Source organism: Nocardiopsis trehalosi NBRC 14201 (assembly GCF_001552555.1).
Lineage (GTDB): Bacteria > Actinomycetota > Actinomycetes > Streptosporangiales > Streptosporangiaceae > Nocardiopsis_B > Nocardiopsis_B trehalosi.
This window is the reverse complement of the sequence record NZ_BCRK01000318.1, coordinates 1-3,029: the sequence shown is the minus strand read 5'-3', so window position 1 is coordinate 3,029 and position 3,029 is coordinate 1. Positions and strand designations below refer to the sequence as shown.

1 protein-coding gene is annotated in these 3,029 nt (G+C 73.3%); it reads right to left on the bottom strand.

All coding sequences use genetic code 11. The features are described from left to right. A partial coding sequence (locus NT8_RS30185; RefSeq protein ID WP_217999342.1) for a hypothetical protein occupies positions 1 to 3,029 on the bottom strand: 3,029 nt, incomplete at both ends.

Genomic DNA, 3,029 nt, shown 5'->3' with positions numbered 1-3,029 from the left:
TCCTCGATCGCCACCGGCAGCACGAGGCCGTACCGGTCGGCGTCGTCGGCCGCCGGGGTGCCGTCCGCCGCGGTGGGGTGCTTCCACTCGTCGAGGGCGTGGTCGGTGGTGGGCGAGCCCGGCTTCGCCGTGACGACGTCCGGGGTGCGCGGCCCGCCGGCGGCCGGCCCCGGACCGGCCCCGTCACCGCCGAACGCGAGGTAGGGGGCGGGGTAGAGGGTCTGGACGCGTCCGCCGTCGCCGGTGGCGGTGATGCCGTTGGTGCGCAGGTCCTTGGAGAGTTCGGCCTTCGGGGTGAGGCCGTCGCCCGTGATCTCCAGCTTCAGCGTCAGGTCGCTCCCGGTGCCGATCCGGGCGAACGGGGTCTGCACGGACAGCAGGATGGAGCGCTTCTCCGCTTCGGTCCCCGCCGCGGTCTGGGTGTGGGAGGAGCCGACCGTGGTGCCGTGCGGGGTGGCGACACTGGTCAGCGCGGAGGGTGATCCGGTGTCGGACCGGTTGTTGTCGGCGTCGGGGTTGGTGCCGCTGGAGTTCGGGATGATGGTCCCGAACCCGCCCACGCCCTTGGTCGTCGACCCGCCGTGGGTGCTGCCCTTCGTCGTCGCCACCGTCCACTGGCGCGTCTCGCGGAACTCGGTCTGCCCGCCCAGGTAGCCGAGTTCGGTGTCATCGGACCGCTTGCCGATCTCGACGTGGATCACCGCCGGGACCGAGGGCGCCTCCGGGAGCGGCTTGGCGAGGTCGGTCCGGTGGGTGATGGGTCGGATCTCGACCGGGATCGGGACCGAGGAGTGCGGGTCCTTGGCCAGCCGGGACTCCAGCATCTGCGACAGCCGGTTGCGGCTCTCGCCGGTCAGCTCCACCTTCTGCGCCGTGAGCTTGTCCTCCAGGTCCCGCAGTGCCGCTTCGGCGTCGGCGGGGCGGAGCGCGTCCCCGGTCTCGGCGAGGCCGGGGCGCACGGCCACCTGCTCGGGCGACTCCGGGACGTCGAGGGTGGTCAGGTCACTGGTGCCATCGGGCCCGGTGTAGCCGTCGAGGACCAGCCCGTTGGCGATGGCGTCCCAGGCGTGGGCGAACCCGGCGAACAGCTCGTCCCTGTGCATCTGCCACCCGGTGTAGATCGGGGAGCGGTACAGCGTGGCCACCAGGTCGAGTTGCCGGGCGATCTCCGCGGCCTGGCGGATGACCCCGGAGCCGGTGATCAGGAAGGAGGTGTCCGACTTGTGGATGAAGCTCGTCTGGATGCTGAAGTCGCGGGACTCCGTCTCGGAGCGCGAGCTGATGATGCGGTTCCGGGCGGCGTTGGCCCCGGAGACGATGGTCGGTCCGGCGGCGTCGCCGCGCGTGGAGTCGGGGCCGGGCTCGGCCGGATTGGTGTTGCCCGTCGGCAGGAACACACCGCCCAGGGTCGCCTGCCAGGTGCGCGAACCGCCCGCACTGAAGCCCTTCTTGACGCTGCCCTGGAAGTACATCACCAGGTCGATGGGCACCGCGGTGACCGATTCGACCACGCTGTCGGTCACCACGGTGGGCCGGATGGTGTTGGGCGACCACACGCCGCCGTCGAACTCGGGGCGGTTGACGATGCCGTTGAACAGGTGGACGGCGAGGTTCTCCTGGGAGAGCACGGTCTCGAAGAACCGGCGGCCGGCCTCGTCCTCCGAGGTGAAGTGGTCGTACTTGCGCAGGTCCCCGTCGCGGAGGCCGAAGTAGCGTCCGCCGATGGACTCCCCGGAGAACATGCCGCGGTTGAGGTCGATCAGCGACGGCTCGCCGGGGGCCTCGCCGGCGGTGTCGACGTGGGCGATGAAGACGCCGCCGTTGTCCAGCCGCCGGTTGAGGGACGTCCCGGGGCCGGGGGCGGTGCCGCTCCCCGAGGCGGTGCCGTCATCGGTCCCGTCCTCCCCGGCGCCCGGCGCCGTCCGCCGGCGGGTGACGATGTCGCGGGCCTGGTCGGGGGTGAGCCGCGTGTAGGACGGCCGGTCGCCGGAGGAGTCGGACGCGGACGGGGAGCCGTCCCCGGACTCCGTGGGCGGGGTGCCGTCCGCCCCGCCGCCCTCGGTGAGGGCCGTGATGTTCGTGGGGAGCTGCCGACGCAGGCGCGGTGTGGCGAACTCCAGCCGGCCCTTGATCCCGTCGGTCAGGTCGTCGCCCCGGTCGCGCAGCAGGTCGGTGCCCCGGTACTGCTCGGTGTCGTCGATCGTGGCGCGGAACGTGACGTCGCCGCTCCACACGTCGGACTCGCCGGTGAACAGCAGGTAGGCGTCGGTTCCGGCCCCGGTGCTGAGCCCCTGCCCGGTGGCGGAGCGGCGGGTGATCCCGACGTTCGCCTGCTGCTGGTACCCGCCGCCCGAGGGGCCGCCGCCGGCGTCGGTGGGGCCGCCCGCGAACGCCGCGACGAAGCGGAAGGCGAGGGTGTTGGTGTTGCCCGAGCCGCGCGAGGAGCCCCGCTGGGAGGCGCCGGACAGGTAGACGCCGGCGTGCCGGTCGCTGGTGCCGCTGTGCTCCAGCCTGCCGACGTCGGCGAAGAGCCGCACCGTGACCAGTTCCGGGCGCACGAAGTGCTTGCCGGACCGGAAGAGGTCCGGCAGGTCGAAGGCGGCCGTCTCCAGCAGGTCGACGGGCAGCCCGTTGTGGGTCAGTTTGGCCAGGTCGCCCTTGAGGTTCGCCTGCTCCACCGCGGTGCGGACGCGGTGCGTGTTCTCGATCGCGGTGGGGTAGTCGCGCCGGAACGGGCGGTGCTGCCGCCCCCAGCGCGAGTCCGGACCGCCGGGCCGGTGGGCGAAGTCGGACTTGGTCCTGGTCAGGTCCGGGACGACCAGCCCGGGGTGGCGCTGCGCGATCGCGTGCAGGAGGCGGTCGCTGAGCCATTCGGTGAACGGCGTGCCCCGGGCGGGGAGGCCCTCGGCGTCGGCGTCGGCGTCGGCGTCGTCGGCGTTCGGCGTGTTCGATGCGCCGGCGGCGGCCTCCGCACCGGCGGCGGCCTCCGCACCGGCGGCGGCCTCCGCACCGGCGGTGGACCCCTCGCC